This window comes from Wenzhouxiangella marina, from assembly GCF_001187785.1.
Classification (GTDB): Bacteria; Pseudomonadota; Gammaproteobacteria; order Xanthomonadales; family Wenzhouxiangellaceae; genus Wenzhouxiangella; species Wenzhouxiangella marina.
In genome coordinates, this window is record NZ_CP012154.1 from 3,405,275 (window position 1) to 3,431,705 (window position 26,431).

General features: G+C 63.1%; 23 protein-coding genes. 13 read left to right on the forward strand and 10 right to left on the reverse strand.

The features are described 5' to 3' along the window. Positions 1-312 precede the first annotated feature (312 nt). Positions 313-1,227 (forward strand): hypothetical protein, encoded by a 915-nt coding sequence (locus WM2015_RS15955; protein WP_156201250.1) that lies wholly within the window; start codon positions 313-315, stop codon positions 1,225-1,227. A 347-nt stretch (positions 1,228-1,574) separates the two neighbouring features. On the opposite strand, the gene WM2015_RS14290 is transcribed toward WM2015_RS15955, so the two are convergent. From WM2015_RS14290 to WM2015_RS14305, 4 genes are all read right to left on the reverse strand, one after another. Further along, positions 1,575-3,386: a right-handed parallel beta-helix repeat-containing protein gene (locus tag WM2015_RS14290; RefSeq protein WP_049726693.1), complete on the reverse strand. Its 1,812-nt coding sequence runs from the start codon at positions 3,384-3,386 to the stop codon at positions 1,575-1,577. A 31-nt stretch (positions 3,387-3,417) separates the two neighbouring features. Then, complete coding sequence (locus WM2015_RS14295) at positions 3,418-3,879, reverse strand: retropepsin-like aspartic protease (RefSeq protein WP_156201252.1); 462 nt, start codon at positions 3,877-3,879, stop codon at positions 3,418-3,420. Between the two features lie 73 nt (positions 3,880-3,952). After that, positions 3,953-6,931 carry a reprolysin-like metallopeptidase gene (locus WM2015_RS14300; RefSeq protein WP_049726695.1) on the reverse strand — a complete coding sequence of 993 codons (2,979 nt, stop codon included), beginning with the start codon at positions 6,929-6,931 and terminating at the stop codon, positions 3,953-3,955. Between the two features lie 77 nt (positions 6,932-7,008). After that, complete coding sequence (locus WM2015_RS14305) at positions 7,009-9,081, reverse strand: S9 family peptidase (protein WP_082169789.1); 2,073 nt, start codon at positions 9,079-9,081, stop codon at positions 7,009-7,011. Between the two features lie 163 nt (positions 9,082-9,244). Here WM2015_RS14305 and WM2015_RS14310 point away from each other — a divergent pair, with 163 nt between their 5' ends. Both WM2015_RS14310 and WM2015_RS14315 read left to right on the forward strand, forming a co-directional pair. Then, positions 9,245-9,823, forward strand: coding sequence for a DUF4136 domain-containing protein (locus WM2015_RS14310; RefSeq protein ID WP_082169790.1), 579 nt, complete (start codon positions 9,245-9,247; stop codon positions 9,821-9,823). A 90-nt stretch (positions 9,824-9,913) separates the two neighbouring features. Continuing rightward, positions 9,914-11,005: a GGDEF domain-containing protein gene (locus WM2015_RS14315; RefSeq protein ID WP_049726698.1), complete on the forward strand. Its 1,092-nt coding sequence runs from the start codon at positions 9,914-9,916 to the stop codon at positions 11,003-11,005. Positions 11,006-11,063: 58 nt separating this feature from the next. Here WM2015_RS14315 and WM2015_RS14320 read toward each other — a convergent pair whose 3' ends face one another. Next, positions 11,064-11,765, reverse strand: coding sequence for an SDR family oxidoreductase (locus WM2015_RS14320; protein WP_049726699.1), 702 nt, complete (start codon positions 11,763-11,765; stop codon positions 11,064-11,066). Positions 11,766-11,878: 113 nt separating this feature from the next. On the opposite strand from WM2015_RS14320, the gene WM2015_RS14325 reads away from it, so the two are divergent. Then, positions 11,879-12,268 (forward strand): nucleotide pyrophosphohydrolase, encoded by a 390-nt coding sequence (locus tag WM2015_RS14325; RefSeq protein WP_049726700.1) that lies wholly within the window; start codon positions 11,879-11,881, stop codon positions 12,266-12,268. A gap of 17 nt (positions 12,269-12,285) precedes the next feature. Here the strand turns inward: WM2015_RS14325 and WM2015_RS14330 are convergent, their stop codons facing one another. Then, the gene (locus WM2015_RS14330) at positions 12,286-13,824 is read right to left on the reverse strand and encodes an FAD-binding domain-containing protein (protein WP_049726701.1); all 1,539 of its coding nucleotides are present in this window, start codon (positions 13,822-13,824) and stop codon (positions 12,286-12,288) included. Between the two features lie 175 nt (positions 13,825-13,999). After that, positions 14,000-16,465 carry a DUF305 domain-containing protein gene (locus tag WM2015_RS14335; protein WP_211260939.1) on the reverse strand — a complete coding sequence of 822 codons (2,466 nt, stop codon included), beginning with the start codon at positions 16,463-16,465 and terminating at the stop codon, positions 14,000-14,002. A gap of 183 nt (positions 16,466-16,648) precedes the next feature. On the opposite strand from WM2015_RS14335, the gene WM2015_RS14340 reads away from it, so the two are divergent. Together WM2015_RS14340 and WM2015_RS14345 are read left to right on the forward strand one after the other, a co-directional pair. Continuing rightward, positions 16,649-16,918 carry a ribbon-helix-helix protein, CopG family gene (locus tag WM2015_RS14340; RefSeq protein WP_049726703.1) on the forward strand — a complete coding sequence of 90 codons (270 nt, stop codon included), beginning with the start codon at positions 16,649-16,651 and terminating at the stop codon, positions 16,916-16,918. Further along, positions 16,915-17,376, forward strand: coding sequence for a type II toxin-antitoxin system VapC family toxin (locus WM2015_RS14345; RefSeq protein WP_049726704.1), 462 nt, complete (start codon positions 16,915-16,917; stop codon positions 17,374-17,376). The genes WM2015_RS14340 and WM2015_RS14345 overlap by 4 nt, the downstream gene beginning before the upstream one ends. Positions 17,377-17,501: 125 nt before the next feature. On the opposite strand, the gene WM2015_RS14350 is transcribed toward WM2015_RS14345, so the two are convergent. Continuing rightward, entirely contained in the window at positions 17,502-19,322 is a 1,821-nt protein-coding gene (locus tag WM2015_RS14350) for a choice-of-anchor Q domain-containing protein (protein WP_049726705.1), read from the reverse strand. 153 nt (positions 19,323-19,475) lie between these two features. Between WM2015_RS14350 and WM2015_RS14355 the strand changes: the two genes are divergently transcribed. From WM2015_RS14355 to WM2015_RS14375, 5 genes are all read left to right on the forward strand, one after another. Beyond that, positions 19,476-19,727: a hypothetical protein gene (locus WM2015_RS14355; RefSeq protein WP_049726706.1), complete on the forward strand. Its 252-nt coding sequence runs from the start codon at positions 19,476-19,478 to the stop codon at positions 19,725-19,727. A 54-nt stretch (positions 19,728-19,781) separates the two neighbouring features. Then, positions 19,782-20,132 (forward strand): hypothetical protein, encoded by a 351-nt coding sequence (locus WM2015_RS14360; RefSeq protein WP_049726707.1) that lies wholly within the window; start codon positions 19,782-19,784, stop codon positions 20,130-20,132. 449 nt (positions 20,133-20,581) lie between these two features. Then, positions 20,582-20,884, forward strand: a complete 303-nt coding sequence (locus WM2015_RS14365) for a type II toxin-antitoxin system HigB family toxin (protein WP_049726708.1) — start codon at positions 20,582-20,584, stop codon at positions 20,882-20,884. A 53-nt stretch (positions 20,885-20,937) separates the two neighbouring features. Beyond that, on the forward strand, positions 20,938-21,273 hold the full coding sequence (locus WM2015_RS14370) for a helix-turn-helix domain-containing protein (RefSeq protein ID WP_425425131.1): 336 nt from the start codon (positions 20,938-20,940) through the stop codon (positions 21,271-21,273). Positions 21,274-21,653: 380 nt separating this feature from the next. Beyond that, entirely contained in the window at positions 21,654-22,448 is a 795-nt protein-coding gene (locus WM2015_RS14375) for a nuclease-related domain-containing protein (protein WP_082169791.1), read from the forward strand. A 15-nt stretch (positions 22,449-22,463) separates the two neighbouring features. On the opposite strand, the gene WM2015_RS14380 is transcribed toward WM2015_RS14375, so the two are convergent. Together WM2015_RS14380 and WM2015_RS14385 are read right to left on the reverse strand one after the other, a co-directional pair. Beyond that, entirely contained in the window at positions 22,464-23,210 is a 747-nt protein-coding gene (locus WM2015_RS14380; RefSeq protein ID WP_049726711.1) for a hypothetical protein, read from the reverse strand. 13 nt (positions 23,211-23,223) lie between these two features. Further along, positions 23,224-24,114, reverse strand: coding sequence for an HNH endonuclease (locus WM2015_RS14385; RefSeq protein ID WP_211260940.1), 891 nt, complete (start codon positions 24,112-24,114; stop codon positions 23,224-23,226). Positions 24,115-24,563: 449 nt separating this feature from the next. On the opposite strand from WM2015_RS14385, the gene WM2015_RS14390 reads away from it, so the two are divergent. Together WM2015_RS14390 and WM2015_RS14395 are read left to right on the forward strand one after the other, a co-directional pair. Further along, entirely contained in the window at positions 24,564-25,592 is a 1,029-nt protein-coding gene (locus WM2015_RS14390) for a type IV toxin-antitoxin system AbiEi family antitoxin (protein ID WP_049726713.1), read from the forward strand. Beyond that, the gene (locus WM2015_RS14395) at positions 25,570-26,424 is read left to right on the forward strand and encodes a nucleotidyl transferase AbiEii/AbiGii toxin family protein (protein ID WP_049726714.1); all 855 of its coding nucleotides are present in this window, start codon (positions 25,570-25,572) and stop codon (positions 26,422-26,424) included. The genes WM2015_RS14390 and WM2015_RS14395 overlap by 23 nt, the downstream gene beginning before the upstream one ends. Positions 26,425-26,431: the final 7 nt, after the last annotated feature.

Consider the following 26,431-nt stretch of genomic DNA (forward strand, 5'->3'; position numbering starts at 1 on the left):
TGTTCAGGACATGCCCAGCCATCTTGCTGATTTCAATGAGTTGACCGCTGGGCGACTCATTGATTCCGGGTCGGGTGGTCGGAAAGGTGGCCAATGCCGGGAAGGGCGGCATTGCATCCGTGCCTGGACTTCGAGTTGCATTAGGGCGCACCGGGGATGCCTTGCTTCCAGCACGGATCCTTGATCTTCATGCCAGCTTCGACCTTATCAGGTTTCAAGCCCCCCTTTCGACAAGGCCCTTTTCTGGCCCAATGCCTGGCACCTTGAACTGTAGCCAAAGAATGCAGAGTCGATCATTCTGGAGAGACCGTTTTGCAAAGTAGACATCTGATCGTCAGTCTTGTGGCTTTGGTCGCTATATCTTCTGCGATCATTCTGTTCATTGATGGCCCATCTGAACCATCTTCAGAAGCAGGCAGTCTTGAGCTGGAGCACTCCGAGGAGACTGAACAGGGTCAGTTGGGGGATATTTCAGAGAATGCAGCCAGTCAAGTCGCCGCGATAAGCAGATCTCTTGAAAACGAGCTACTCACTGACGAAGCCCGACTTATCCAAGAGGATATCGCTAGGCTTAGAAGCCCCTCCTCCCTTTCAGAACTGATCGGAGTTGATGGCGATGCGATGGGTCATGGATCATTTCAGTCTGATCAAATTCTTGCAGCATGGGCATCGTGTTCACTGATAAACGAGCTGGACAGCAATGATCCGGCCAAACGACCTTGGCTCGAACGGCTCGAAAGCTTTTGCGATTTGGACGGTGACGAAGAGTATGTTTCCGAGGCGTGGGATAGTTCCGGCTACCACAACACGTTGCAACTCATTAATGCAGACCTGGATCTCAACCACCCAGAGGGAGCCATCGAAACGATACGCAGGACCATCGCGAATGCCTCTAGCATCGGTGAGTTGCGTGCTTCTGCTGCGTGGTTGATCGAGATTGCCTCTCAAGGCAAACACATCGAATCAGAAGTCTTGAATTTTGACGGAATTTCTTGGGAAGACGCCCACATTGCTGCGCAAGACGCTGTGTCGATATATTACTGCCAGATGAACGGAGGGTGCGGCACAGATCACTTTCTGACCTTTGCGGTTTGCTCCAATCTTGGGTGCGACTCATCGGTGAATGATATCGAGTCGGCGATCTATCGAGGTAGGCCCCCAAGACACTTTGACGCTGTCAATCAGGTACTGTCGTTCTTCTATCAGGCAAGACGTTCTTCGCAATAGTAATGGCGACTGACCTCGACCGGACGCCCATCGTTCGAGGAACAACCCTACGCTACGCTGCAGCCATATCCCGCTTCCAACTTCAGACGGGCTGTCAGACTGACTGCACGACCCACCCCCGCAGCTCCATCTGCGCCCGTCCCGGTTTGTCGGCGCAGTACAAACCAGAACAGGACTCCCACATTGGACATGCGCCGAAGTACCGAGGCGAGATCCAGAAGCGCACAGCAGTTGCAGGGAGCGCCCCTTGAACTGGAATACCAAAGGGCGTTCCAGGAAGCCCTTTGCGCTGGGAGCCAAAGGCTCTACCCGGCTCCCGATTCTTCCATCACCCTCTGGTGCAGCGGTCAGGGCGGCGAGAGAACTTCGAATCGATCCTCGAAAAGGAGTTCGGGAAACTCGAATGCACCAACATCACACTTTGGATCTCTTGGGATACCGCGTTGATCGACAAGCACGCCGAGTGTCGAGCAGTCACCGGCCACATCTAAAGCAATGCTACTGCGCTGCAAGGCGTGAGTCTGGGTAAATCCGCCGTTGTCGGCCAGCGGGAGCAGGGCCAGAGAAGCAGCATCTGCGCTGGTGCCCGTGCAGCTATCGTCCGTGACTAGACTTGCCGATGCCACATCGGCAGGCCGATTGCAGATTGAATCACTGGATGCATTGCTCAGCAACACATTGGTCAGCGTCAAATCGGTCATTTGAGAACGAAACAAGGCGGATTGATCTGTCGAACTACTGCTCGCCAAGTTGTTGGCCATCGTCACATGCGTAAGCGTGAGATTGCCCTGGCCTCGCAGATCCATCACGAACCCGACACCCTCTGAAGTATCGATAGCACCGTCGAGTTGATTACCGGAAATCGTTACATTGGTCAATGCGAGATCCTCTGCTAGAGCTCCGATCGCGCCACCACGCTGGTATAGACCCTGGGCCACATTACTGCTGATCTCCGCTTCACTGATCACCGTGGTGCCGGTCTGCAGATAGAGCCCACCTCCGCCCACGAAATCGGAGACAAACGAGGCCAGCCGAATTGCCTGGTTCTCGCTGACCCGGCTATTTCGGACGACTGTGTCGCTTGATCGCGCAAAGATGCCGCCCCCCATTGCGTTACCGTAATTGTTCACTCGATTTCCACTGATCGTCGACCCGGCAACCAACAGGGAAGAATGCGCCACACCAATACCACCACCGTATCCTGCGCCGGGCTGATCACTGTACAACTGATTCATGCTGACCTCGGAATCGATCAAGGTCACGAGTGAGCTATAGGCGCCGAGCCCGGCACCAAAGCCAAAATTACCACTGACTCGATTGTCTCGGATCTGGCTTCGATAAACGGACAACTCGGAGTAGCCAGCCAGGATGCCTGCTCCTGTTCCCGTTGCAATTTCATTGCCTGAAACGATCGTATCCGTCAGCGTCACAGTGCTGTAACCCTGGGCGACAAGCCCACCGCCTCCGAAATGGTCAGCGAGATTGTTCGAGATACTCCCGCCCTCCACTGACAGATCGGCCTCATTGACTCCGATTCCACCACCAGAAGCCATAGGTCCGGTGGCGTTGTAGCTCACGACCGTGTTCTCGAGCGCAATCAATCCGGCAAATGCTCCGATTCCCGCCCACCCGAGCGAGGAATAGTTGGAGCTGACGAGTGAGTGGGTGATCGTCAGGTCGGCGAGACTACTGAAGACCCCGCCGCCCAATTCCGTGGTGTGGCCGCCAGTAATGGTCAGACTGTCCAACAGGACATCAATGTTTCCATCGACGGTGCCTTCTATGTCGAAGACCCGGGACACGCCATTGCCATCGACGATCAAACCACCGTAGTCGCCCGGCACAGGCCCACCGATCACGAGCGAGCCCCTGATCTCGAACGGAGTATCGGGGCTGGCAATCGTGATCGTACTGTTGACCAGCGCGGGATCGAACACGACCATGTCCAAGCCGTCCTGGCCAGCGATGCAGCCATCAACCGCCAGACCCGTATTCGCCGCTTCGATAGCAGCACGCAGGGTACACGCGGCAGGGTAAGTTCCCACTGGCCCGTCCAGCGCGCTGTCCACGGTGATCGTCGCCGCCTGCAGCGAACCCGCCGCCAGCACCGAACTTACCGCAACCGAAAGCGGCCACTGCCGCAGCTGATACTTGTTCATTCGCCAACCCCGTCTACTTGCCGACGCAATCCTAACAGATCACCGACCTGGCATCCCACGCCCGACCCGCAACCCATGACCTCGTCGGGAAAGAAGCTGCGCCGAGGATGCCCTGTTCGCCCAGCGGGGCGAGCGCGCTCAGATCGTACGCTTCGAAGTTGTCAGGCGCTGTCCAGGCACCCAGACGAAGCGAGCGAGACTGGGTGCTCGGCCCGCCCGCTGGATGATCCATGGCCCGGATTTCCGCAGACGGCCGCTCCTCGATCCAGCCAGAGTGCAGGACGTTCGTCGGGCTGCCCGTATCGATCAGGAAACGAAGCGCCTGTCCGTCGATTTCACCATCGATCATCAGATAGCGGTCGCCTGGAACGCGCGGCAGTTCAGCCTTTCCAGTGGCGGAGCAGACCTCGAGGTCGAGCTCGAAGCGGTCGTCAGAAGGCTCGTTTGTCAGCACCCGCTCGAGGACTACGGGACCGGTCTGGTTGTGCGGCACGCGCGGCGCAGGTCGGGCCCGCGCCGAGCTTGCTCGGGCGGGGCTCCTGCGTCGCTGCGTCGCCCTCGCGGCCTCAGGGCTCGAAACGGTCCTGGAAGATCAGGGGTTCCTGCGGCGTCTGGATGATACAGACACGCAGGGACCAGGCATCGAGGCTGCCGCCGTCCTGATTCGCTCCGTCGTCGATGGTCAGCGTCCAGATGCCGTTGCTGTCCTGACCGTCAAGGGCCGACAGGGGGTTCTCGGGCTGGTAGCTCAGGCCATCGGTCGGTGGGCAGGGCCAGCTCAGAGGGCTGAGCTCGGACTCGTCATCGAAACCGATCGCCACATTGTTCTGGCTGCCGCAGGTCTGATCGAGCAGCACCACGGAACTACCCGCCGGGTTGGACAGGGTCACGGTCAGATCCTGCACGTAGCTGTGGGTGATGCCCAGTCCGACGAGGTCGACATCGACGATGGTGCCGCCAGCCGCGAAGTCGAGCACCGAGCTGACCGTGGGCGTGCCGCTCGCGCTGATCGCCTTCGGCAGGTCGGTGCTGGCCACCGTCTGGCAGCTGATCGCCGAGGTGGTGAACTGGCGTGGAGCACCGGCTTGCAGGCCACAGCCGTTCTGCGAGCTGACCCGCCAGAAATAGTCCGTACTGCCCTGCAACAGGCCTTCGGGGACTTGCAGGCTGGTGCCCGTCACGGTTTGAGAAAGCACTGGCGAGGCAAAGTCGGACTGCTCGTCGACCTCGACGAGGTACTGATCCACACCGGAAACCGCCGCCCATTCCAGCAGGACCGTGACAGCGTCGATCGAGGCACCATCGGCCGGGCCGAGCAGGTCGGGTGCGGTCGCAGGCGGCGCGAGGACGGTCAGCGCCAGGTTGTCCTGGCGAGTCCCGCTACTGGCCGTGCCCGTCACGGTGACGTCGAAGACGCCCTCGACCAGTCCACCGAGCTCCAGCTCGCTGGTGAAGGGCGGCGCCTGGTCGTTCTGGGAGAACGCCGCGCTGCCGCCATGGCCGAGTGCCGCGAGCGACACCGTCTCGGCAAAGGCCCCGATCTGCCCCACGGCCACATCGACCGCGGCCGTCTGTCCCACGCAGGCTTCCAGGGTCGCGGGCGAGACCACCACGCTGAAATCGTCATTACCGACTTCGATGGTGAAGTCCGTATTGCTCAGGTCGAAGAAGATGTTGTCGCTGCAGCGAACGCGCAACCGGGCCTGCGAGGTCACCATGCCCGGCACGGTGATCGTTTCCGAGCCGTCGTTGGGGGTGCTGCTGGCCAGGCTGAGATCGAAGTTCTGCCCGCCGTCGGTGGACAGATCGATGTCCACAGCCGCGCAGGACACGGGCGCCTGATCGGTGCCCGCCACGTTCCAGGTGACCGTCTCGCTGGCACCACCAGCCCAGATCACGGCCGTGTTGGGGGCCGTCACGAGGAAAGGCCCCGAGCCGCCGTCGACGTCGAAGACGACTTCATCGTAGTCCACGCCCCCACCACCGGCGTGGTCGTCCAGGGCGGTCAGGCGGAAGCTCATCGTGCGTGAGCTCGTGGGCAGCGTCTCGCCCACGCTCGTGGTGTTGTTCAGCAGATCGTTCAGGCGCGGAAAGAGGCGCACCGGCTCGGCCGTCGCCGGGAAGGACCGGAACAGGGGCGGACCGTTGTCGCTGGTCAGATCGTGCTGCTCCCAGCGATAGCGCAGGCCATTGCCATCGGGGTCGGTGGCGCTGCCGGTCAGCATGAAGGGCGTTTCGGCCGGGATGGTAAATCCGCCGGTGCCGGCATCGACCGTCGGTGCCTGATTGTCCAGGCTGTCGACCGTACCGCAGCTGGCCCCGCCGGCCAGGAGAAAGGCACTGATCTCGTCGAAGTTGCCGGTATGGAAATGGGCATCGGAATTGCTCTGCAGATTGGTGCTGCAGATGCCGGCATAGGCCATGATCGTCGATCCGCTGAAGGGCTCGTAGGGGATCGGCCCGACACTGCCGGAACAGTTGTTGAAGGTGTGGTTACCGCCAAACTGGTGGCCAATCTCGTGGGCGACGTAGTCGACGTCGAAGGGATCGCCCACTGGAGAGCCGAGGCCAGTCACGCCGCGCGCCTTGATGCCGGTACCGCAGACCGAACGGAGTCTGGCGATCCCGCCCCCGCCGGTCGAGAACACGTGGCCGATGTCGTAGTTGGCCGAGCCGATCACCGCGTCGAGATTGGCCTGGTTCTCGCCCAGCATCGTCGACCCGTTGTTGTTCGTGTAGGGGTCCGTGGCGCCATTGGTGTAGATCACATCGTCGGTATTGGCGATCAGGGTGAAGCTGACCGACAGCTCGTCCTCGTAGATGCCGCTGACGCGGTTCATGGTGGTGACGATCGCGGCCAGGGCCAGGGGCACGGTGCCGCCGTGGAACTGGGTGTACTCGCCGGTGGCCGCCATGGCCAGACGATAGGTGCGAAGTTCGTCACCGCGGGCGCGCTGACCGGCAAAGCGCTCGATCACCTCGACCGAAAGGGGCTCGCCTTCGGGCGGCTGCAGGTTGGGAAGGTCGAGGGGCCGCGGCAGATCTTCGCGCCAGTAACTGACGTAGACGTCGCTTCGATCCCGCCAGTAAGGATCGATGAACCAGCTGCCGTCATGGCCACGCACCATCGCGTGAAAACCCTGTGGCGTGACATCGAGCCAGACCCGCTGACCGCTCCCATCGACGGCGACGCCGCGATAGGTCCGAATCTCCGGATAGCGCTTGGCCAGGCCCGGTGAAAGCAGCCCGCTGCGCTGCACCCGGAAATCGACGAAATGGCCGTCCGGGTGCGGCAGACTCAGCAACAGTTCGCGATCCGAACCCCGGACCTCGGCACCCTGGGCCGAGGCCCGCTCCAAGCGGTCACTCATGGCCGAAAGATCCAGGCTCAGCGAGCGGAAACGAATGGGCTCGACGGTTCGTTCAGCGCTCGCACTCAGGCCCGGCGCATCGACATCCGCCCACAGCGATTGCGAGGACTCGGCCTGTGCCGAAGAAACGAACAGGGCCGCCACCAGGGCGACCAGCATCACCGGGTTTTTCATCTGCGTGACCGATCTCGGGTATAGATTGGACCCGCAGCATATACCGAAGCCGTCACCGTCTCATCCAGAGCCTGGCGTCAGTCCTTGAGATACTCCGCCAGCCAGGCGTGGACCTCGTCCCAGAAGTACTTGGCTTCCTTGCCGTTCATGATCCAGTGGTTGGCGTCATGGAAGACGAGCAGGCGCGAGGGCACCTGCATGCGCTGAAGGTAGGACCAGGCGGCGATCGTCTGGTTGACCGGCACGCGGTAGTCGAGCTCGCCGATGGTCAGCATCGTCGGAGTCGAGAACTGGCCCGCGTAGGTCGAGGGGCTCTGCTCGCGCCAGACCGGGCTGTCGCCCCAGGGCGGGCCGCCGTTCATGCGCTCGCGATGGTAGATGCCGTCGCTGGTCGAGTACTGGCCTTCCAGATCGACCAGACCGGCGTGGCCGACCAGGGCGTCGAAGCGATCGGTGGTGGCCAGCAGCCAGTTGACCAGGTGGCCGCCGTAGCTGGCACCCGAGGCGGCCTGGCGCTCGGGGTCGATGAAGGCAAAGCGCTCGATGGCGGCGTCGGCGGCTTCGATCAGCTCCTCGCCAGGCGTCTTCAGCGGGTCGCCCTCGATGTTGCGCGAGAACTCGGCGCCGTAGCCGACCGAGCCCGTGTAGTCGGTCAGCAGCACGACGTAACCGGCCGAGGCCAGCAGGTGCGGGCTCCAGCGCACGTGGTCACTGTCCAGGGAGGAGCTGAAGGGGCCACCGTGGATGAACAGGACCAGGGGATAGCGCTCGTTCTCGTCGAAGCCGGGCGGCAGGGCGATCCAGTTGTGGATGCGACGGCCCTTCGAGCTGGTGAACCAGAACTCGCGGAAGGCCGGACGATCCAGGCCAGCGGCACGCTCGCTGTTGAACGAGGTCAGGGCCACGTGCTGTCCCGTGGCCGGATCGACCCGAACCAGCTCGGCCGGCGTGGTCGAGCTTTCCCAGACCGCCACCAGGGCATCGTCGCTGGCCACCGGACTGCCGTAGACGCCCGAGGACTCGGCATCGAGCACGCGCACCTCACCGCCGGCCGCCGGCATGGCGAACAGGCGCGTGCGGCCATGATCGTGGGCACTGAAGTAGAAGGTCTGGCCGTCCGGAGAGAGATCACCGCCGTTGACCGAGCGATCGAAGTCGGCGGTCAGCACCTCCAGCTCGCCGTCGATGCCCTCGCCGTTCCAGCGGGCACGGGCGATCTCCGTGTGGTTGTAGACGTACTCGTTGATCGGCTCCCAGGCGCAATAGAGGTAGTCACCGTCCGGCGAGAACATGGCGCCGGTGCAGCTGTAGTCCTGGCTGTCGGTGACGGCCTCGACCTCGCCTTCCAGCGAGATCCGGTAGAGATGCTGCCGAACGACCGCGTGGGCGGCTTCATGCAGGTTCTCGGTGGCGGTGACGACGAGGGCCTGACCATCCGGCGTCCAGGCCGCATCCAGACCGCCCTCGTAACCGGGGCCGCTGACCAGGTCGGAACCGAACATCAGATCGCGGACCTCCGCGCCCGGCTCGGCGGCGGTCACGAACAGGCGGGTCTGCTTTTCGTCGCGCCAGTGATCCCAGTCGCGAATCGGGAAGATCTCGTAGCGTGAGACGTTGACGCCCGCGTCTTCCTCGGCCTGCGCACGCTCGGCATTGGCCGCATCGTCGGCCGCGTCCGGCCAGACACGGCTCTCGAAGGCGATCATCGAGCCATCCGGGCTCCAGAGCGGGCTGGAGGCACCGGTGGACAAGGCGGTGATGGCGATCGCTTCGCCCGGGCCGTTCATCGGCAGCACGTGGATCTGGGCTTTCGCATCCTCGTCCGTGCTCCGCTTGGCCGAGAAGGCGATGGCGCCGCCGTCGGGACGCCAGTCGACCCCGCTCTCGCCGCCCGGCGTGTGGGTCAGGCGGCGCGGCGGCACGGAGCCATCCACCGTGATCAGCCAGAGATCCGAGACTTCGCCGTCGTCCTCGTAGGACGGCTCGGTGACCGAGACCACCGCCTGGCGCCCGTCCGGACTCAGCACCGGCGAGCCCAGGCGCTGCATCAGCCAGACATCCTCGTGGGTGACGGGGCGCAGTTCGGAGGGCTGGCTCCAGGCCAGGCCGCAGATCAGGGACAGGATCAGAACGGACAGCATTCGCAACATGACGGCATCCTTTGGAAATCAGCCAACTATCGTACTGGACGGCCATGGGGGAATGGTCACGGGACCCGTCGCCGACACCGGCCGGAATGATTGATCTCGCGCAATGCGCGCACCTGCTGCGATTGCTAGGCTGACACGAGCATCAGAATCGGAGGACTCAGAAATGACTCGCCGCCCCCTTCATCGCCTGATCCCGTGCTTGTTGGTGTTGTTGCTGAGCGCCTGTGCCGCCGGCCCACGCTTCTACACCCATGCCATGCCCGATGTCGACTTCGGCGCCTACCGGACCTTCGGCTGGCCCGAGCAACTCGGCACCGATCGCGGTGGCTACGAGACCTCCGTGACGCAGTACTTCAAGGTCGCGGCCCGCCGCGAGATGGAAGCCCTGGGCTATCGCTATGCCGAAGAGAATCCCGACCTGCTGGTCAACTTCTACACCAACATCGAAGACAAGGAACGGACCTACCGGCGCACGACCATCGCGCCGACCCTGGCCACGGGCTACTACGGATACCGCTTCGGGATGTACACCGTCTGGCCGGTCTACGCCACGGAAGTCGAGCACTTCCACTACCAGGTCGGCACCGCCAACATCGATGTGGTCGACGCCGCCGAGCGCCGCCTGATCTGGGAGGGCCGCGTCGAAGGTCGTCTGACCGACCGGGCCCTCAACGACCCGGCCGGCGCGATCTCGGATGCCGTGGCCGACATCTTCCAGCGCTTCCCGACGCACGCGCGCTGATCGAAGGGCGCTAATGGGCCAGCCCCACCGAAACCACCAGACGCCCTGCTAAGATTCGGCGTCTGGACGCAGGCTAATGGAGGCCGCCGCATGGCGCGCGTGGAACCGCGGGACGACGCCGATCTGGATGCAGCGCGAGGCAGCGACTTCGGTGCCTGGCAGCGTGAACTGCGCGTCCCCCAGATTCGTCACGTCGCCTTTCTGACCGCGGGCCTCTACCTGCTCTATGCGCTGCTGGAGTGGCGGCTCGCCGAAGCCGGCACCCTGTCCCAATGGCAGATGCTGAGAGGGCTGAGTATCGCGGCCATCCTGATCAGCATCGGCCTGCTGAGCTTCCAGCCGCGCTACCACGCGCCGATGCGCGCCCTGTTGCTGATCGCCCCGGTGCTCGCCATCAGCGGCAATCTGCTGCTGAGCCTGGGTGATCAGGATTTCGTGTCCTACGCGCCCGAACTCTATCTGGCCCTGATCTGGACCTTTTCCGTGTCCGGACTGACGCTGGGGCCGGCCACGGTCTCGGCCCTGATCTCCACGAGCCTGATCCTGGCGTTTACCGCGTTGTACGGGAACGATCAGACCCTGCCCGACCTGCACCTGCTCTGGGTCGGCTCGGCCTTCGCCTTCGGCCTGCTCGGCGCCGCCCAGCTCGAACGCAGCTCCCGGGAGATGTTCCTGGCCCAGGCGCAGCTGCAGCGCCAGGCGACCTTCGATGACCTGACCGGCCTGTGGAACCGCCGCCAGCTGCGGGACGAACTGGCTCGAGAGATCGCTCGCTCGGAGCGCAACGCCGCGCCGCTGGCGTTGATCATGCTCGACATCGATCACTTCAAGCGGGTCAACGACGAACACGGCCATGCCGCCGGCGACGTCCTGCTGCGCGAGCTGGCCGAGCTGCTCCAGCACCAGGTTCGCGGCGTCGACGCAGTCGGACGCTTCGGCGGCGAGGAATTCCTGATCGTGCTGCCCGACACCCGCGTCGACGCCGCCCGGACGGTGGCCGAGAAGCTGCGCGCGACGATCGAGTCCAATGCCTTCAGTGTCGGCGGCACCTGCACGGCCAGCTTCGGGGTGGCGGAGTACCGGCCGAGCGAAAGCCTGGATGCCTTCATCCAGCGCGCCGACGCCGCGCTCTACGGCGCCAAGCGCGCAGGCCGGAACCGGGTCTGGGTGTCCGGCGACTAGTGGGCCACGCGGGAAGTTGGGTGACACTCAGCGGACGCACTAGCCGAGCAGGGCCCGGTCAGTCCGACTCGACGGGCGGGGTCGGCAGGACCAGCAGTTCGTGCACGTCGACGTGCCTGGGCTGGCTGAGCGCATAGATCACGGAACGGGCCACGTCCTCGGCCTTCAGCGCGTCCGGCACCGGCCCCTTGAAGAAGGGCGTGTCGACCATGCCCGGCTCGATCAGGGTCACGCGCACGCCCGTGCCCATGAGCTCCTCGCGCAGGCCGTAGCCGATCGCCGAGACCGCCCATTTGGTGGCCGAATACATGGACCCCGCCAGGGTCCGCCGACCAGCCACCGAACCGGTCAGCAGCACGTGGCCCCGGCGCTTCTTGACCTCGTCGAGGGTGGCTCGGAGCGTGTAGGCCGCACCCAGGATATTGACGTTGACCATCGTCTGCCAGCCCTCCACCGGCGCGCTGGCGAAACCCGGCGGCCGGGCGCCGGTGCCGGCGTTGGCGAAGACCACGTCGATGCGCCCGTAGTGGGCCAGCACCGCCTCGCTCATCCGGACCTGGTCCTCGTAATCGGTGACGTCGCAGGTCACGGCAAAGGCGCGGTTGGCACCGAGCTCGGCGACCAGGGCATCGAGCTTGTCCTTCGATCGCGCCGTCAGGGCCAGTCGATAGCCCGCTTTCGCCACGTGGCGGGCCGTCTCGGCGCCGATGCCGCTGGAAGCGCCGGTGATCAGCATCACCTTGTCCTGGTTCTCGCTCATTGGTGGTCCTCCTGATTCAATCGAAGATGCGTCCAACGTTAGCAGTCTGGCCGGCCGGGATCCATGAAGGACGGGCGGTTGCCAGCCGCCGGGTCAGGATCGATACTTCGGGCATGACCGACAAGACCGACACCCAGCGCGGTGAATGGCCCGAGCTGGCCGCATTCAAGCAGCGCCTGCGCGCCTTCGTCGCCGAGCGCGACTGGCAGCAGTTCCACAGCCCGAAGAACCTCACCATGGCGCTGGCCGGTGAAGTGGGTGAACTGCTGGAACTGTTTCAATGGCTCAGCGAGGAAGAGAGCCAACAGCTCGACAACGAGACACTGCAGGCCGTCGCCCATGAAATCGCCGATATCCAGGTCTACCTGGCCAACCTGTCGGACCGCCTGGGCATTGCCATCGGCCCGGCCGTCGAGGCGAAGATGAAACTCAACGCCGAGAAGTACCCGGCCGACCTGGCGCGAGGCAAGGCGCTGAAATACAGCAAGCTGCCAAAGGCCTGAGGATCCGTCCGAACGACTCAGAACAGGCTCTGCTGGGGGGATTTCTCCACGGCCTTCTTCTTGCGCGGGCGACGGGTCGGCGCGATGCCCGATCGGCGGCTGCCGAGTTCGTGCTGGATGCGGTCGGCCTGGCCGCGGAAGCCGGGCTGCTTGCGAAATTCGCCGACGATGCGCCGCGCCTCGCGAGCAGCCGCCTGGTGATCGACGATGGGTGGGGGATAGCCCTGGGCGCCGTAGCGCTTCAGATCGGCCTCGCCCAGTTTCCAGGGTTCGAAGATGGCGGCGGTCGGAACGCCTTCGAGCTCCGGCACCCAGCGGCGGACGAATTCGCCCTCCGGGTCCTGGTCCTGAGCCTGCTTGACCGGGTTGTAGATGCGAAGCGTATTGATGCCCGTGACCCCGTTCTGCATCTGGCACTGGCAATAGTGAATGCCCGGCTCGTAGTCGGTGAACAGACGAGCCAGGTGCAGGGCCGGCTCGCGCCAGTGCAGCCAGAGCTGGTAGCCGGCAAAGCTCATCAGCATGGCGCGCATGCGAAAGTTGAGCCATCCCGTGTGGGTCAGGAAGCGCATGCAGGCGTCGACCAGCGGATAGCCGGTGCGCCCTTCGGCCCAGGCCTCGAATTTCACCGGATCGAAGTCATCCTCGCGCATGCCATCGAAGCCGGAATGCATGTTCCGGAATTCCAGCTCCGGGCGCTGCTCGAACTTCTGGATGAAGTGGCAGTGCCAGTGCAGGCGGCGGTCGAACTGCCTGAGGGAGCCGATCCAGCCGGCCGGCGGCTCGCCCTTGGCCCGGGCGATGCGCACGCGCGTGGCCTGGACGATGTGACGCAGGCTCAGGTTGCCGTAGGCGATGTAGGGGCTGAAGCGCGAGCCCGCCGTTTCCGCCGAAAGCGGGCTGGAGATGCCGCCGCGGTAATGGCGTCCTCGCTCGTTCAGAAAGCTGTCCAGGGTCGCCTGCGCCGCCTCGATGCCACCGCGCTGGCGGCCGGGCGTCGGCAGGCGCGAGGCGGGCTCGAGGCCGTCGAAGGGATCGACCGGTCGCGGGGTCTCGACGACGGACGGCAGGCGCCCCGGCGCCATCACCAGGGTTTCGCCCATCAAGGCCTCCCAGCGCTTCGCCCAACCATCGCGATCACCCAGCGCCCGCACGACGCCGAACTGCGGCGTCTCGTGCAAGGGAATGCCCTGCTCGCGACACCAGGCCCGCACCCGCTTGTCGCGCTCGAAGGTCCATGCATTGCCGGTTTCTTCGTGGGCATGGATGGCGTCGATACGAAAGCGCCGATGCAGGTCGGCGAACACCTCGAGCACATCCCCGCGCTGCACGAGCAAGCCCTGCCCCATCGCTCGGAGCGCCCGGTCCAGATCACGCAGGGACTCGGCGATGAACGCCTGGTGCCGGCGCGCCGTATCCGGCTGCGCCCAGAGTTCGGGCTCGACCACGTAGACCGGCAGCACGGGACCCCGCCGCGCGGCCTCGACCAGTGGCACGTGATCGGCCACGCGAAGATCGCGCTTGAACCAGACGAGTTGGAGGGAAGATCGGGGCATGGGGTTTTCGGGAGTGAGAACGAGCATTGAACCACTCGGGACGGAAGGCCGGGTCAAGGGGTGGGGTTGAACGCGTGTCCCTTACACCTCCGGATGGCACGGGCACGATCTCCCTTACACCAACCGTCACCCCGGGCGAAGACCCGGGATGACGGATGGTGTAGCTGTATCTCGATCACTGCAAATTTGCAGCGATCCCCTCCAGCACATTCACCAGTTTCTGCTTGCGTTCTGCTTCGGACGCGACTGGTGCGTCCGAGGCGCGCAGTGCGTCGGCCAGGCCGATCAGGGCGGCGGAGGTCTCTCGGTCACCGCGGCTTTCGGCCAGGGCCGCATCGGCCTGGGTCAAGGCTTCTTCCAGGCGCAGGACCATGGCCTCGTCGATGGCCATGGCTCGCATCAGCTGGTCGATGTAGGCGCGGGCCACGACCGGCACGTCGGGCCAGCTGATGGGGAACTGCTGCTGCGGGTTGAACAGGCCGCCGTCGATGGCCAGCTCGGCTGCGGCGATCTCGTTGGCGCTCAGGTGTTCGCTGGGCTCGAGGGCGAAGACGTCCAGGCCGCGCACGATTTCCGTGCCGTAGATGCGGCCGCGGTAGAAGTAGGTCGACCAATAGCCGGCCAGCACCAGCTCCTCTTCATCCAGCGGGCCACGGTCAAAGTAGGCGATCTCGATCGCCTCTTCGGAATCGCTGAAGTCCATCACCGACAGACCGCCCTGGTACCAGGCCTGGGCGAACAGGTCGCGGCCCGGCACGGGGATGATCGAGCCGTTGTGGGCGACGCAGTTCTCGGTCTCGCTCTGCGGTGCCGGCAGCTTGTAATAGCCCTGGAACTCGAGCTGGCCGTCGACGATGTCGTAGATGGCGTTGGCGCCCCAGGTCTTCGGGTCGGACGGACGGCAGCGCGGTCGCATGCCACCGCCCCACTCGTCGGTGAACAGCACCTTGGTGCCGTCGTTGTTGAAGGTGGCCGAGTGCCAGTAGGCGAAGCCCGGGTCGACGACGGCGTCGAGGCGCTTCGGATCCATCGGATCGCTGATGTCGAACAGGATGCCGTTGCCGGAACAGGCACCGGCAGCCAGGTTCAGGCTGGGGAAGACGGTGATGTCGTGACAGTGGTCCGTGTCGTTCGTCTCCTGCGTTCCCTCACCGTGATCGCCACCGCGCCACAGGCCGGCCAGGGCACCGGATTCTTCATCGGCGAACACCGCCGGGCTGTCGACGATGCGGGCCGCGGCCGGGTCGTCGACGGGAATCTCGATCACGTCGATGCGGAACAGGGCCGTGCGCTCGTCGCCGGGCAGATCGTCGATGCAGATCGGGAGTTCCTCGGTCGCCCGGATCGGCGCCGTGCCGGAGTTGTAGACCACGATGCGATCCTCATCGGCCGAGACCACGGAATGCGTGTGCGAGCCGCGGCAGGTCTGCACCGCACCCACCTGCTGCGGGGCCGCCAGATCGCTGATGTCGAAGATGCGAAGGCCCCGGAAGCGCTCGGGCGAGACATCGCCTTCCACGCCCTGGAGGCCGCAGTCGAGGCGGGCGCTGTTCTGCTCGACGGACATGATCAGCAGGTCGCCGACGATCGAGACATCGCCCTGCCCGCCCGGGCAGACCACCGAGCTGATCAGCGAAGGCGCGCCGTCATCGGCCAGACGGTAGATGTTGAAGCCGTGGTAGCTGCCCGCCACCAGCACGTCGCCGGAAAAGGCCATGTCGGTATTGGAGAAGCTCAGCAGGGGCCAGCGCGGCCGCTCATCGCCGCCCGAGCCGTCCTCGGCAGCGTCCTCGCTTGCGTCCTCGGCCTCGGTCGCCTCGTCGTCGCCCGCGTTCAGCTCCGCCAGGCGCTTCAGCGGCAGGTCGCCCGGGTTGTTCGGGTCGAAGAAGCCGGGCGGTCGCGGCAGGGAAGCCACCAGGCGCAGGTTGTCGATCGCCGATTCGGCGTCGTCGATGCCGGCGGCCAGGGTCGCGCGCGGGTCGCTGGAGATCTGCGACAGCAGCTCGTTCATCCGCTCGATTTCGGCCGTCTGATCGTTGACCACGTCGCTGGTGAACTCGAACAGGGTCGGGTCATAGGCCGAACCGGGTTGTTCGAGCAGCTCGTCGACCATGGTGATCGCGCCCTGGTGGTGGGCGATCATCAGCTCCAGGAACAGGCGATCGAAGTCGACGCCCTCCGAGTCGGCCAGCTCGGCCATCTGCTCCGGCGTGGCCATGCCGGCCATCTCGTGATTCATGTGCATGTGGTGATGCGCGGACGGATCCGGCACCGGCTGTCCGCGATCGGCCAGCCAGCCCTGCATGAACTCGATCTCGTCGGCCTGGGAGGCGTCGATGCGCCCGGCGATCTCGATCAGCGGCTCCCAGTTCGTGCGGTCCGCCACCAGGGCTGCCATCTGGGTGGCCTGGTGGTGGTGGGGAATCATGTCGGTCATGAATCGCACATCGGCCGGCGAGAACCGCGTACCGGCCAGACGGATGGCCTCGTCGGCCGACAGGGAGCGCGTCGCCTCACCGGGCGCGCCGGGCTGGACGATGGGCGCCTGGGCCAGAGTGGGGGCACTGACCGCGCCCAATACAACGCCAATCGCAGCGCCAACCAGGGCCGTCATCAACAGGGAGTGGGTCTTGTTCATCATTCGATCATCTCTTCGGCAATCGGGGGTCGGCGACGCGCGCCAGCCCGGCAATCTACCAAAGCCCGGGCAACGGGATGTCGCAACGAAGAGCCGACATGACGAGCGAGGACCCGAGCGCTGCAAGCCCAGGCATGGAGATTTCTGATGTCTTGATGCTTTGCCAGTTGATGCTATGATGCCCTGATGCGCACCACGCTCACCATCGACGACGAACTGGCCCGCCAGCTCAAGCAGCGCGCCCTCGACACGGGGCGGAGTTTCAAGGACGTCGTCAACGATGCATTGCGGGACGGCCTGGCCAGGACCGGGGCCGCGAACCCCGGCCGCCCGTACCGCATCGAAACGGCCCGCCTGGGTCGAACCCGACCGGGGATCGACCTGGACAAGTCACTGCAGCTGGCGGGCGAACTCGAGGACGAAGAAGTGCTGCGAAAGCTGGAGCAGCGCAAGTGATCGTTCCAGACGTCAACCTGTTGATCTACGCCGTCAACGAGGATGCACCACAGCACGACCGCGCTCGCCGCTGGCTCGAAGAGGCCTTGTCCGGGACCTCACCGGTCGGCCTGCCCTGGCTGGTCATCATTGCCTTCCTGCGACTGAGCACCCACCCGCGCATCTTCGAATCCCCGCTGCCGACGGACACGGCGCTCAGACTGGTCAATGGCTGGCTCGCCCAACCCTGCGCACGAGCTATCGAACCGGGGGAGCGACACTGGCTGATCCTGTCGCAGCTGCTGCGTGATTCAGGGACAGCGGGCAACCTCAGCAACGATGCACATCTGGCGGCCATCGCCATCGAACACGATGCCTGCCTGCACAGCGCAGACCATGACTTCCGGCGCTTTGCCGGATTGCGTTGCCACAACCCGCTCTCCGACTACACCGTACAGGAGCCTGGGGAAGCGTACTGAGCGCCGGTGAACTGGCCAGAGCGGTGGCCTGGGCGCCCGACTGGCACCCGATCGCCGGCCATGGCCGCGCGCCAGCTTTCCCGGCAACTGCCGATCAGCCGGATCGCAACCGGGGCGCGGCAAGCTCAGGGTGGCAGCAGGGTCTCGAAGCGATCCTGGAACAGCGAGTCGGCGAATTCGAAGGCACCCAGATCGCACTGAGCATCGCGCGGGACACCGCGCTGATCGGTGAGCACGCCTAGATCCGTCGCGCAGTCACCGCCCGCGTCGATGGCGACGCTGCCGAGCCCCAGGGCCTGGGTCTGCGTCAAACCACCGTTCAGGGCCAGGGGGCCCAGGGCCAGGTCCGCAATGGCGGTGGCCGCCCCGGTACAGCTGACGTCGGTGACCAGGGTCGACACCGTCGTGCTGGCGCCCGTGTTGCAGACCTCGGCCGCGCCGGGACTGGTGAGGACTGAATTGATCAGTTCGAGCGTGGTGGTGGGCTCGCGATGGATGAGTACACGAGTGCCATAGGTGTCCGTGTTCTCTGCCAGGGTCACATGGACGAATTCCACCGTGCTGGTGCCCGTCATATGGATGAGCGCGCCCACGTCCGGCGGCAGAATGTTGGGCCCGGTGATCTCGTTGCCCGAGATCGTCACGTTGCTGAGCGCAAGATCGTGATCGATGAATCGCCCCATGGAGGCACGCTGGTAGTCGCCGGAGACCAGGTTGTCGCTGATTTCCGTATCGCGAATGGTCATCGAGCCATTGCGCACGTAGAAGGCGCCACCGCCGCTTCCGAAATCCAGCGGCGATGAGGAATAGGCTGCGTTGGCGACAAAAGCGCTATTGCTGATCACGAGGTTGGAGCTGCGCGCAGCAATCCCTCCGCCGCTGGTGTAGTAGGAATCCGTCGAGTTACCCGTGACCTGGACACCGTCCATCTCGAGGGATGAGTTGATCAGGGACAGACCCGCACCGGTGCCACCGCCGAGCAGGTAGTAGCCCAGGGAATTGTTGCGAATCACGCTGTCGATGATCGTGACCTGCGAGCCGGTCGCGGCGATGCCACCGCCGGAGCCGCCGGATGCGAAGCCATTGTTCCGGATGTCGCAGTAGTCGATCGTCACGGTCGAGTCGACCACATTGATGCCCGCACCGCGGCCACCGAAGTAGTTCTGCCCCGAATTGCCCCGGATCTGGGCCCCCGTGATGTAGGCCGTGGAATTCGATCGCAGCGTCATTCCGGCACCATCGTAGGCGGCGAAATTGTCGCGAACCACGCCGCCAGCCATGTCGAGCGTCCCGGCCGTCACGACGAGCCCACCGCCGACCCCGAAATAGCCGGTGCTGTTGTCCCGAATCGCCGTCTCGACCATCGTCAGGCTACCGTTGGCGAAATCGATGCCGGAGTGGCCGTAGTAGGCATAGTGACCCAGGAGCGAGACATAGCTCAGGGACAGGTTGGCATTGTCACTGGCGATGCCCGCACCCAGCTCGTCATCGAAGCCCATCCCGACGAACCCGTTCTCGATGCCCAGGCTGGCCATCGACACGTCGATCGAACCAGGCGACGTACCCTCGATGCCGAACACCCGCGAGATGCCGCCGCCGTCGATCAGGATGCCCTCATAAGGACCGGGCACGGGCCCGCTGATCTGGACCGAATCGGTGATCACGAAGGGGGAATCGGCCGTGGCGATGGTGATCACGCTTTCGTTGAGCACCGGGTCGAACTCGATCTGATCGAGCCCCGGCTCGCCCGCCGCGCAGCCGTCCACGACCACATCGGTATTGGCCGCCGCGATCGCCGCGCGCAGCGTGCACTCGGCCGGGAAACTGCCCAGGGGGCCGTCATTGAGACTGTCGACGGTGATCGTGGCCGCCTGCAGAGAACCCGCCGCCAGCACCGAACTCACCGCCACGGTCAGCGGCAGCTGCCGCGCCTGATACTTGTTCATACGTCTGGTCCCCTGGGAAAGCCGCGAGTCTTCATGCCCCAGCATAGCCGGACAGGACTGGCGATGCGAACAGAATCCGCCCACCGGCATCCAGGCCAGCCTTCGATAGAATGGACCGCACAAGGAACCGCCCCGGCAAGAACCCGCCCCGCCATGGCCAAGCCCAACAAGAAAGGACCGGTGCAGACCGTCCAGATCTCCTGCCTGCAGTGCAAGACCCTGCTCTTCAAATATCGAAAGGGCGGGAAAGGCGCGCTCGTAAAATGCTTCATCGAACGCATCGTCGAAGACCACACCGACGAGCCCTGCACCTGCCCGGGCTGCGGCCGGAGCTTCGCCCGCGAGACGATGATCCGCGGCACGCCGGCCTACAAGATGATCGGCGGCAAGGTGCACATGAAATAGGCATCGTTCCGGCGCATAATCCAGCCACCGTCGACATCAATGAGGGATTACCCGATGCCGTCCAACCCGAAGACCAGCAAGGACTGGGCCTACGACTTTGCCAGCGAACTGAGCATGGAAGCCATGCTCGAGGCCCTGGAAAAGGCCGGCCCCTGGACCTGGACCCAGCGCGAGAACTACGTCGAAGGCAGCTACCTCAACACCCGGCCCGCCGAAGGCGTCCACATCAAGATCAACGAACACCCGCAGGCCTTCGTCGACCGAGGAGACCAGGCCGGCTTCTCGGCCCTGCTGAGAACCCGATCGGACGACCCCGCCTTCCGCCAGGAACTCGACCAAACCCTGATCGAGCTATTGAAGCGCGTGGGCGCAAGCGAACTGGTAGCGATCGACCCCTACGATTGATCGAAGCCACTAGGCCCCTGCGTAAGAACTCAATACACCATCCGTCATCTGACGATATAGGCGTAGCGATATCGTCATCCCGGACCTGATCCGGGACCTAGTGACTTAAGTGCCTGATCAAAGCCACTGGGCCCCGGGTCTCCGCCCGGGGTGACGGAGTGGCAATAGAGCTAATGTCGCTGACTGAGAACCCACTACACCACCCGCCACCCCGGCCCCAATCTCCCTACACCACCCGTCATCCCAGCCCCAATCTCCCTACACCACCCGTCATCCCAGCCCCAAAATCCCCACACCATCCGTCATCCCGGCCTTGAGAAGCCTGTGCTGAACTTGATTCAGTAGGACCTAGCGGCTCAAGTGCCCGATCAAAGCCCCAGCCCCCGCAAACAAACCGCACCAACTCACACCCCATTGCCAAAGTCCCAAAACGGGACTAGAATCGAACTGTGCGCATCATCGCCTTGTCCACGCTGAAAGCATTCTGGGCCAGCTCCCCGGATTATTCCGATTCGATCGAGCCGGGGATGGCCTGGTACCGGGAAACCCTCAAGGCAGATTGGGCCAACCCGAACGAGCTGAAGGCGCAATTTGCCAGCGCCAGCATCCTCAAGGACGGCCGCGTCGTGTTCAACATCGCTGGCAACAAGTACCGGCTGGTAGCTTGGGTCAATTACCCCTACCGGGTCGTTTACATTCGGTTCATCGGTACGCACAAGCAGTACGACCAGATCGATGCGCAAACCATTTGAGGTGACTAATGGAAATTCGACCCATCAAGAATGAAGCCGACTATCAAGCCGCATTGAAGGAAATCGAGGGGCTGATGTCGGCCGAAATGGATAGCCCCGAAGGCGATCGCCTGGATGTGCTGGTCACGCTGGTCGAAGCCTATGAGCGCAAGCATTACCCGATCGAGTTCCCAGACCCGGTGGAAGCCATCAAATTCCGCATGGAACAGCAAGGTCTGACCGTGGATGACCTGGTGCCCGCCATTGGCCGCAAGAACCGCGTTTACGAAATCCTGGCCGGCAAGCGCCCCCTGACGCTCAGAATGATCGAAAACCTGCATGACGCCTTCGACATCCCCGCCGAAAGCCTGCTCAAGCACAGTCGAAATCAGGAACACCACCCGGCGTAGGGGCCAGGAACACCTCGTACCGCCGCTCTCAGCCCTTGCTCCACCCTCGCGCGCCACGCTCCATTGCTCAATTCTTGATGAGGATGCTTGGACCGCGTCGACCACATCGAACCTTTCGATACGAACGACGCGCCAGCGCATCTGAAGATCAGCGTGCAAGTGCCGGTGAGCTGGAGCTATCGGCAGCGCTTGAAGGAGCGCTTGGCATAGGTGCCCGCGATAGTTCTACGGCACAACTGTTTTCAATCTACAACCACCCCCTCCCGTCATCCCGGGCCTGACCCGGGATCCAGCGCCTGGAGTGCTCGACCCGCTCTGGGTACACCGCGACTCCCTAAAACGGCGCATAATCTGCAGAGGCGAAGGTGGACTAATCAACAATGGGGAAAGATCCAAACAAGCGTTCTCCGCTGAAAGACCCGGCGATGCGCAATCCGGGGCAGTCACTGGCCGAGGCGAGAAGGAGAGTCTGGGACGACTATGGGCAGACGCCCGCATTAGCGACTGCAAGCCTCGTATTCCTAGCCATGATGAAATGGATCGAACGCTGGATGGACGAGGCCACCTCCCCATGGTTATGGACAGTGCTAGCGCTTATGGCGTTTGCCTGGCTAGTCACGCGGATATTTAAAGCAAAACCCATCATCTATGCCCTGGAGCAGGGCGAACAAGGAGAACGCGCCGTCGGCCAATACCTGGAGCGCCTACGCGAACAGGGCTACCAGGTCTTCCATGACCTGATCGGCGACGGCTTCAACCTGGACCACGTCATCATCGGCCCCGCCGGCATCTTCAGCATCGAAACCAAGACCTGGAGCAAGCCCGCCCAAGGCGAGCCCAAGATCGTCTTCAACGGCGAACACCTGAGCCTCCCCGGCCGAAATGATGAACGCCGCCCGCTGATCCAGGCCCAAGCCCAGGCCAGCTGGCTCAAGACCCTGCTCAGCGAAAGCATCGGGCGAAGCCTGGACGTCCGCCCCGTCGTGCTCTTCCCCGGCTGGTTCATCGACAGCAAGCAGGCTCGCCAAAGCCCAATCTGGGTTCTCAACCCAAAGGCCCTGCCCACCTTTCTAGGCAACGCGCCCCAGCGCCTGAGCTCGGAAGACATCAAGCTCTTCAGCTTTCATCTGAGCCGGTGGATTCGGTCAGAGGAATCTCGATCGCTTCGACTTTGAGTCGTTCTAGGACGCCTAATCGACTATTTGGAAAGCTTCCAACACCTGCTCAACCCAAGACGACTCATCCTTCCCCTGTGGATACGAAGCAACAACAAATGGGATCGAGGCCCACTTTGCGGGCAGTTCAATTGACCCTCGGGCCTCCACTAAGCCCGGCATCGCCTGCAAACGGCCCCCCAAGCCCTTCATGAACGGCCAGGCCCAGTTCATGCCCGTGAGGAACAGCGCACGCTCAGGCGCATACTCGATCAGCTCCTGCCGGAGCAGCTCGATGCAGCCGGGCTCCTGTAGCTCACAGAGCTTATTTGAGGGGTTTCCGCCCGCTTGCGGGGAGAGCTTGTAAAGGTTGCTCCAGACCAGGCGCGACGACCAATGGCCTTCATCTTCCTCGCCCCAAACGCCCAAGTCCTTTGAAACCAACTTGACTACCCGCCAGAAGGCAGAGCTATAGGTGTTATAGCCGTCACTTTGGCCAGCTGACTGAGCTACCCAGGCCATTTTGCAGTCGCCAGCACACTCATGGATGGAATCAGCAAAATCACCCCATGTCGATCGATTCCGAAGCTCAGAGACCGTCAGGCCGTCACCCCAGCTGTTCACCGCCCGCCCAACGACCATCAGCTTTCTGCTCTTGGCAAAGTCACGGCCCTCCATGGCCATAAAGCCGCTGAGACGCTCATGATGCTTGCCGTATTTGTCGGCAACAGGAGCTAGCACTCTCTGCTGGAAAATTTCTCTCTGCTTGTCACCAATTTCCAACGGCAATTCCCCACTACCCCTGCACTTCCAAAAACTGCTCAAACCGCATCGCCAGGCCGTCCCGGTCGGGTCGATCGGCCACCCGAGAAGGCACCGTCAATCGCAGCCCGTGCATATCCTTCAGTCCATGCTGCAGCATCGGCCCGTCGCTTTCCTCCAGCAAGTCCCGCCGGATATGGATCACGCCATCCGGGTTGATCCCCAGGAAATGCCTGTCAAAAGCAGTGTGGTGGATCTTGCACAGCGACAATCCATTGGACACGCTCGGTTCGCCTCGCTCGTGTCGGTCCGGAATGATATGGCTCGCATCGAGCAACTCGCGGTGCTTCAAGCGGCACAGTGCACATTGCTCTCGATAAGCCTTCAGCACCCGCTCCCGGAAGCCACGCTGGTGCAAGCGCACCTGAACGGCGGCAGTGATGTACTGCCGGCGCGGCGCATCTTGCTCGCGCTCAGCCTCTTGGCCCGCGCCCGCCATTAGAGTATCGGCGATGCTCTGCTGGTCATCCGCCATCACAGTAAATCGCAGACGTCCGGGATCATCGCCAACCACGAATACCGGCCAAATCGGCAAATAGCGCCCAGGCACCAGTCCGAAGAGGTAAATCAGCGGCGTGCGCCGTCGCTTTGCCTCTCGCAGACCGACATTGTCTGGATGCAAGGGGTTCTTTCCCCGATACCGGTACTCCAAGCGATGATCATCGGCAAAGCTGTCGTCATATGGACTATTGGGTGAAGTCGTGATCGTGAGTGGGATCTCGGGCAAGACCGCTGGCCGAAAAATCCCGTTGGGTGCGACCAGTGGCACCCGCCGCCCCTCGAACTCGAACCCCTGGGACAACAAATCGCGCGGCAAAACGTCGCCATGCAGCATCGTCTGGCGCTCCAGCCAGTCGAAGGCCATTTTCCGAACTCGCGCATCCTGAGCATCTGCCAACATGCCACCAGGATACCTGCCGGCGGATGACAAGCCCAGAGCGCTCGACGCGCGCCCACTTCGCCTGCAATCTCGGCTCAGAACTCCACAATTTGGTGTTCGGGACCCTGGCGCGGCTCGGTCCAGGCGGAGCGAGCTCGGCATTTCTCTGAGCGCCGATCACGTCCCACAATAAACCCAAGCTTTAATGTAGAGGCCTGATCCATTCCTTGTTAACGGTTAGGCAATGCAAGCCAGCGAAATTCGGTGAATCCCCAAGGTTCCTAGCTTGGTCGGGACATTGAAGCCGAATATCGAGCCCCTCTAGTCGATCTGGCGCCGGGATCGGCGTTGCATTCCGCCACCTGGGAACGGCAGGAAAGCCGATATTTGTCCACTATTGAATCGTGTCCACGAATCATGGACAATGCCAATTAATGGACAAATCGACAAAAAACCAATTGGAAGCGACGCTGGAGCACGCCATGGCTGCTCTGGAGCGGCATGGGCTGACCGTCAAAGCCCAGCGAAATGCTCGGCCCCGCAAAAATCAGCGCGTCGACGCCGAATTGACCATCGAATACTCAGGGAAGCGCTTGAGCTGCGCGGTCGAGTTGAAACATCACCTCCGCCCGGCAACCTTGGGAGCGACACTGCAGCAGCTTCGAACACTGCCCGGAAAGCCGATGATTGTGGCCGACTACGTTGCGCCCCCTATGGCCGAGCGCCTGAGAGAACTGGGAGTGTGGTTTGCCGATGCTGGGGGGAATATCTATCTAGAGGACCCGCCATTGCTTGTCTGGGTGACGGGCCGCCCGCGACCCAAGCTGCAAATACAAAAGCCCAGAGCCCGCGCGTTCCAGCCAAGCGGCCTGCAGGTCTTGTTCGCACTGCTATGCAAGCCAGAGCTAGCGGACCAACCCTATCGGGAGATTGCCCGGCAAGCCGGAGTCGCCCATGGCACCGTCGGTTGGGTGATGGCGGAACTGCCGGCAATGGACTTCCTTGCCGAATATCGCAACCGGCGGATATTAACGAACTACGACAAGCTGCTCACCCAGTGGGCCGAGGCCTACGCCCGTACCCTAAGACCCAAGCTCCAGCTGGCCAGATACCAAGCGCCCCGGGTCGACTGGTGGAAGGAATTCAATGCCAATGAGTTCGACTATGTGCTTGGTGGGGAGCCTGCGGGCGCCTTGATCGTCGGCCACCTCAAGCCCGAACGGATCACACTGTACGGCCGCAGGGAAATCAAAAAGTTTATGACTCAGTTCGCCCTGCACCCGGCCGCGGATGGCAACGTAGAACTTCTCGAGCGTTTCTGGAATTTCACCGAAGATCGCGCAGGGACAGCACCTGCCCCCCTAGTCTACGCAGACCTACTCGCCGAAGGCGACACCCGGTGCATTGAATCTGCCGAGTTGATTTATCAGGATCTCGTCGATGGATTTAAGCAACAGGCCTGAGCTTGCCTATCTTGGTGAGCTGGCTGGAGTCATTCACTCCGGGCTGGGCAACACCTCGTGGCTAGTCATCGGCGCCACAGCCAGGGACCTACTCATGCAATACGGACATGGCATCCAGGTGCGCCGGGCGACTGATGACATCGATCTTGCTATTGCCGTGGAGGATTGGTCCCACTTTCACCGTGTACGTCAGCAGTTGCTCGATTCTGATGCGTTCGAGGAAGTGCCAGGTGTTGTGCATCAGCTCAGATCGGAAGTCGGGATTCGCTTTGACCTAATCCCTTTCGGCGGGGTCGAGCGGGAAAACGGAACCATCGCCTGGCCTCCGGACGGAACACCGGAACTGACCGTTGGCGGGTTCACGGAGGCACTCGAAAACGCACAGACCGTTTTCCTGCCTGGCAATCAGCGAATCCGGGTCATCAGCCTGCCGATGCTCGTTCATATGAAAATCATCGCCAGCGCCGAGCGCCACCTGCGCCGACCGGGCGTTGACTTATCCGACGTCGTGTTCATTTTGGCCAACTATCTTGAATGTGGACATCGACAAAGACTCTTCGAAGACGAGAACGATCTCCTGGACACCCCAGACTTCGACTATCAATTGGCCGGCGCCATCCTTGCGGGAAGAGACCTCGGCCGAATTTGGGTAGCCGCCGACTCAACCCGCCAAATCGAAGCCTTGAAAACAATCCTTCTACCGCAAATCGCCGATGACCGCCCTGGCCCCCTGCTGAGCCAGCTACCCGCTCCGCAGCTCGAACAATCAGCCCAGCTGCTGGAAAGCTTCCTTCATGGCCTGGCCGGCACGCTCAAAAACGATCAAAGATGAAAACACC